This window comes from Buchnera aphidicola (Aphis craccivora) (assembly GCF_005082145.1).
GTDB classification, from domain to species: Bacteria; Pseudomonadota; Gammaproteobacteria; order Enterobacterales; family Enterobacteriaceae; genus Buchnera; species Buchnera aphidicola_U.
Genome location: NZ_CP034898.1, coordinates 1 through 6,140, shown reverse-complemented (window position 1 = coordinate 6,140; position 6,140 = coordinate 1). Strand labels below are relative to the sequence as shown.

General features: G+C 26.1%; 5 protein-coding genes. 1 reads left to right on the top strand and 4 read right to left on the bottom strand.

The window, feature by feature from the left end; translation table 11 throughout:
* The first annotated feature begins 142 nt into the window (after nt 1-142).
* Complete coding sequence (gene repA, locus D9V60_RS03110) at nt 143-994, top strand: plasmid replication initiator RepA (RefSeq protein ID WP_158360890.1); 852 nt, start codon at nt 143-145, stop codon at nt 992-994.
* Between the two features lie 296 nt (nt 995-1,290).
* Here repA and leuD read toward each other — a convergent pair whose 3' ends face one another.
* From leuD to leuA, 4 genes are read right to left on the bottom strand one after another with little or no spacing between them, the layout of a single operon-like run.
* Nucleotides 1,291-1,917: a 3-isopropylmalate dehydratase small subunit gene (gene leuD, locus D9V60_RS03105; protein WP_158360889.1), complete on the bottom strand. Its 627-nt coding sequence runs from the start codon at nt 1,915-1,917 to the stop codon at nt 1,291-1,293.
* Nucleotides 1,918-1,932: 15 nt separating this feature from the next.
* Nucleotides 1,933-3,333: a 3-isopropylmalate dehydratase large subunit gene (leuC, locus tag D9V60_RS03100; RefSeq protein ID WP_187308344.1), complete on the bottom strand. Its 1,401-nt coding sequence runs from the start codon at nt 3,331-3,333 to the stop codon at nt 1,933-1,935.
* Between the two features lies 1 nt (nt 3,334).
* Entirely contained in the window at nt 3,335-4,426 is a 1,092-nt protein-coding gene (leuB, locus tag D9V60_RS03095) for a 3-isopropylmalate dehydrogenase (protein WP_158360887.1), read from the bottom strand.
* 48 nt (nt 4,427-4,474) lie between these two features.
* Nucleotides 4,475-6,031 (bottom strand): 2-isopropylmalate synthase, encoded by a 1,557-nt coding sequence (leuA, locus tag D9V60_RS03090; RefSeq protein WP_158360886.1) that lies wholly within the window; start codon nt 6,029-6,031, stop codon nt 4,475-4,477.
* Nucleotides 6,032-6,140 lie beyond the last annotated feature (109 nt).

Genomic DNA, 6,140 nt, shown 5'->3' with positions numbered 1-6,140 from the left:
TTCTTAATTATATAAAAATTTTTAAATTATATTGAAAAAATTTTTAATTTATGTTAAATATATATTATTAAGACATAATTTTAAGAAATTCAATTAATTTATACACTCAAATTTTACATAACTTTTTAAAAAAAATTTTATTATGTCATTTAGAAAAAATTATATAAACAATAAAAATCCAATTTTTACACCACCTAAAAACGATAAACGTCGACCGTCGTTCATTTACTTTGCAATGAAAAAAGCATCAGAAATAGATGTAGCACGATGCGAATTAAATTATGTGATTCAACCCAAAGATATTAAAACTGGTCTTCCAATAAAAAGAACTAGAAGGCTAAATGAACATCGAGCATGTGCTATGAGAGCAATGGTTCTAGCTATGATATATCATTTTAACATTTCATCAGAATTAGTACAAGCATCAGTAGAACAATTATCAGATGAATGCGGATTATCTACAATATCAAAAACGGGAAATAAATCAATCACACGTGCATCTAGACTAATTACACATTTTATGGAGCCTATGGGTTTTGTAACTTGCAAAAAAATATGGGATAAAGTATTAGGAAACTATATGCCTAAAATGATAACGCTTACTCCGCTATTTTTTATGCTTTTTGATGTTTCTGAAAAAAAATTAATAAACGCTAAAAAACAACAATTAGGATGGATTAACAAAAATCTTATCACTCAAGGATTAAAGCCTATAACAATTTCCGAAGCAAAAACAAAAGCTAAAGATGCTCAAATGAGAAATCTCTTTAAATACAGAATATCTAAACATGCTTTTTATAAAAAGAAAAGAAATGCACAACGTTTAATTGCTTTAGATGAAAAAGAAGCAAGACAAAAAATTCTCCAAGCTCTAGTAGGTAAATATTCTATTAGCGAATTAACAAAAATGGGCCCCAGTGGATTAAAAAAACAAGTAAACATTAGCTATTATTATTTACGAAAAATAGCAACAAATACATATCCTGATAATTAAAAAAATTTTTTATACAAAAATATAAATTTTTTAATCTCATCTCTATTCTTTTCATTAATAATCTATTAAAAATAAATTAAATTTTATTCAAAAATTTTAAAATAATCATATTATTCAAATTTTTTATTAAGAAATTACTATTTTTTTTTTTTTAAATATAATAAATGCATATTATTTTTTTTTATAAATGCTTTCTATGTAATAAATGCAAAATAACATATTCTTTAAAAACAAAAAAAAAAAAATATATAACATAAAAAATAGCGAATTTTAAAAAAATTTCGCTATTTAAAATTTTAAACACTAAATTCTTTTCTTTTTAACAAAAAAGAAGGTATCTTATTTTCATAAGTTTTAATTTTATTATTTAATTGCATAGTTAAATCTATACTATCTAAATCATTTAATAAATAAAAACGTTGAAAATCATTTAAATTAAATAAAAAATTTTTATCTTTAAAACTTACTTTATTATTTATTAAATTAATACTTAATTGAATGATCTTTTCTTTATTAATTAAATCAAACAAATAATTAACTTCCATTTTTTTTAAAATAATTAATAATAATTTATTATTAAAGCAATTATTATAAAAAATATCAGAAAAACTAGGGGCAATTATTACTTTAAAACCATAATCCAATAAAGCCCAAACAGCATGTTCCCTCGATGAACCACATCCAAAATTATCTTGAGTTAATAAAATACTAGCATTTTTATAAATTTTTTTATTTAAAATAAAATTAGGATTTAAATTACATTGATTTTTATCAAAATATCTCCAATCATGAAATAAATATTTACCAAAACCTGTTTTGTTTACTTTTTGTAAAAATTGTTTAGGAATAATCGCATCTGTATCTACATTAGATATGTTTAAAGGTAAAACGGTGCCTTTATATTCTTCAGTAAATTTAAACATTTTAAATTCATCTCACTATTTTAAATTTCTTACATCAACGAATTTTCCATATATAGCAGCAGCAGCAGCCATAACAGGACTAACTAAATGTGTTCTACCGCCCCTACCCTGACGACCTTCAAAATTACGATTGCTAGTAGAAGCACAACGTTCGCCATTACCTAATTTATCATCATTCATACCTAAACACATTGAACAACCAGGTAACCTCCATTCAAATCCTGCATTAATAAAAATTTTATCTAATCCTTCATTTTCAGCTTCTTTTTTTACTAAACCTGATCCAGGAACAACAATAGCTTTTACATTAGTTGAAATTTTTTTATTTTTTAATATCTTAGCAGCTAATCTTAAATCTTCTATACGAGAATTTGTACAAGATCCAATAAAAACTTTATCAATTTTAATATCTGTTAAACATATACCTGGTTTTAAATCCATATAATTACATGCAGATTTAGCTAAATCTCGTTTTATAGGATCATTAAAAAATTCATAATTTGGTATTTTTTGATTAACCGATAAAACCTGATCTGGACTAGTACCCCAAGTTATTTGAGGGGATAAATTAGTAACATCAATAATCAATTCTTTTTCAAATACAGCATCTTCATCTGTTTTTAATGTTTTCCAATAATTAACTGCTTCTGTCCAAAACTGTCCATGAGGTGAATATAATTTATTTTTTAGATATGAATATGTCGTTTCATCAGGTGCGATTAATGCAGATTTAGCACCCATTTCAATTGCCATGTTACAAATTGTCATTCGTTCTTCCATAGTCATATTTTTAATTATATTTCCACAAAATTCAATTACATAACCAGATCCGCCAGAAGTTCCTAATTGACCTATAGTAAATAAAATAATATCCTTAGCAGTAATAAAATTCTTAATTCTACCAATTATTTCAATCTTCATATTTTTGAAGCGTTGTTGTTTTAATGTTTGTGTTGCAAGAACATGTTCAACTTCTGATGTTCCAATCCCAAAAGCTAATGCACCAAATGCACCGTGAGTTGATGTATGAGAATCACCACAAACTATAGTCATACCAGGTAAAGTCATTCCATTTTCAGGACCTATTACATGAACAATTCCCTGATTTAAATTATTTAAATCATATAATGATATATTAAATTCATTACAATTTTTAATTAACTGTTGCATTTGTATTTTTGCCATAGAACCTGATGCATCAATATCTTTACTTATTGTTGAAACATTATGATCCATTGTAGCAAATGTTTTTTTAGGTTGACGAACAAGTCGGTTTTTCTTGCGTAATGCATCAAAAGCTTGTGGTGATGTAACCTCATGTAATAAATGTAAATCTATATATAAAATAGAAATATTTTCTTTTTCTTTATGTACAATATGAGAATCATATATTTTTTCATATAAAGTTTTTTTCATTTTATCTTCCATCTATTAAAAATTTAGCAATAACATCACCCATTTCACTAGTTTTTATATAATCTCGACCGTTAGATATATCTATTGTTCTATACCCTTCCAGTAAAGAACGACGAACAGAATAATCAATTTTATTTGCTATTTCAGGTAAATTCATGCTATATCTAACTAACATAGAAACAGAAAGTATTTGTGCTATAGGATTAGCAATATTAAGACCTTTAATATCAGGAGCAGAACCACCAGCAGGTTCATATAAACCAAAATTTTTTTCGTTCAAACTTGCTGAAGGTAACATACCGATAGATCCAGTTAACATAGCGCATTCATCAGAAAGAATATCACCAAAAAGATTAGAACAAAGAAGAATATCAAATTGATTTGGATTTTTAATAAGCTGCATAGAAGCATTGTCAATATACAAATGAGATAATTTAACATCAGAATAATTTTTAGAAACTTTATGTACTATTTCTCTCCACAAAAAAGAACTTTCAAGAACATTAGCTTTATCAATTGAACAAACTTTTTTTCTTCTAGAACGAGCAATTTGAAAAGCTAAGTTAGCAATGCGGTGAATCTCAAAATCATAATAAATTTCTGTATCAAATGCATATGTATTATTTTTGTTAACAAATCTACCTTTTTTATCTCCGAAATAAATACCTCCAGTTAATTCTCTAATACATAATATATCAAATCCATCATTAACAATTTCATCTCGAAGGGGTGATAAATGTTTAAGTTCTGAATACAATTTAGCTGGTCTTAAATTACAAAAAAGATTAAAATGTTTTCTAAGAGGTAATAAAGAAGCTCTTTCAGGCTGTAATTCAGATGGTAAAAAATTCCACTTTTCACCTCCTACTGAACCAAATAAAATTGCATCAGAATTTTCACAACCAACTATTGTTTTTTGAGGTAAAGCTACACCTTCTTTATCAATAGCTATACCACCAATATCGAATTCATTTATTGTTAAAGATAAAAAAAAATATTTTTCTAATATATTTAAAATTTTATATGCTTCTTGCATAACTTCAGGACCTATACCATCTCCTGGTAAAACTGCAATACGAAATTTTTTTTTCATATCAAATATTTCCGATTCAAAAAATTGAATAAACTAAAATTAAAAAATTTAATTATTTATTCTTTTTAAATTTTTTAATTTTTTATTTACCTGGTTAACTTTCCATATAGTATTTAAAACATTAATCATAGCTTGTGCAGAAGATTCAATAATATCAGTTGCTAAACCAACACCATGAAATTTTCTTTTTTTATATTGAACTAAAATATTAACTTGGCCTAAAGCATCTTCTCCTTTTCCTTTGGCTATTAATTGGTATTTTTGCAAAATTATAGGGAAATGTGTAATTCTATTTATAGCTTGATAAATAGCATCTACTGGACCATTACTTGTAGTAGCAGATTCTATGAATTTGTTTCCCCCACAAAGCAACTTAACTGAAGCAGTTGATAAACCATTAGAAATAGATTGAACACTAAAAAAAGAGAGTGAAAAATATTCTGATTCATTTTGTTGTGTATTAAAAAATGCTAATGCTTCTAAATCATAATCAAAAACTTGTCCTTTTTTATCTGCTAATTTCAGAAATGCTGTATATAATTCATCCATATTATAGTCTGTTTCTTTGTAACCCATTTCTGTCATATAATGTTTTACAGCAGCTCTACCTGATCTAGATGTTAAATTCAATTTAACTTCTTTTAGTCCAATGCTACTCGGTTCCATAATTTCATAATTTTTTCTATTTTTTAGGACACCATCTTGATGAATTCCAGAAGAATGAGCAAATGCATTACTACCTACTATTGCTTTATTAGGTGGAATAGGCATATTGCAAATTTGACTGATAATTTTACTAGTACGATATATTTCTTTATGCTTGATATTAGTGGATACTTTTAAAATATCTTGTCTAACCTTAATTGCCATAATTACTTCTTCTAGTGCTGTATTACCAGCCCTTTCTCCAATTCCGTTTATAGTTCCTTCTATTTGTCTAGCACCTGCTTGTATAGCAGATATTGAATTTCCCACTGCCATACCCAAATCATTATGACAATGTACTGAAATAATAGATTTATCAATGTTAGGAACACGTTGAAATAAATTTTTAATAATGGATGATAATTCATTAGGTACTGTATATCCTACTGTATCTGGTATATTAATTGTTTTAACTCCTGAATTTATTAATTTTTCGACAATTCTACATAGATTATCTGGAGTAGTTCTGCTTGCATCCTCACAAGAAAATTCAATGTCATCTGTGTAACGTAGCGCTCTTTTTACAGAAGATATCGACATATCTATAATTTGATCAAAACTTTTATTTAATTTTGATTCCATATGTAATGTTGAAGTTGCTAAAAAAATATGTATTCTAAATGAATCTGAATACGACATTGCTTCTGCCGCAACATCAATATCTTTATTTATACAACGAGCTAAACTACATATTTTGCTATTTTTAATTTTTTTAGATATTTCTTGAACAGACGTAAAATCTCCTGGTGAAGAAATAGGAAATCCAACTTCAATAATATCTATAGCTGAATTTTCTAGAGATAATGCAATTTGTAGTTTTTGTTTGACACTTAGACTTGCTTGTAATGCTTGTTCTCCATCACGTAAAGTAGTATCAAAAATAATAATTTTTGAATTCATAATTTTATCTCAGAGTTTAAAATAATAAATATTAATAAATAAATTTACACAATAAAAATTTCATAAGCAAGGGAGACATATTATCAAATATGTCTCCCTTGCTTATGAA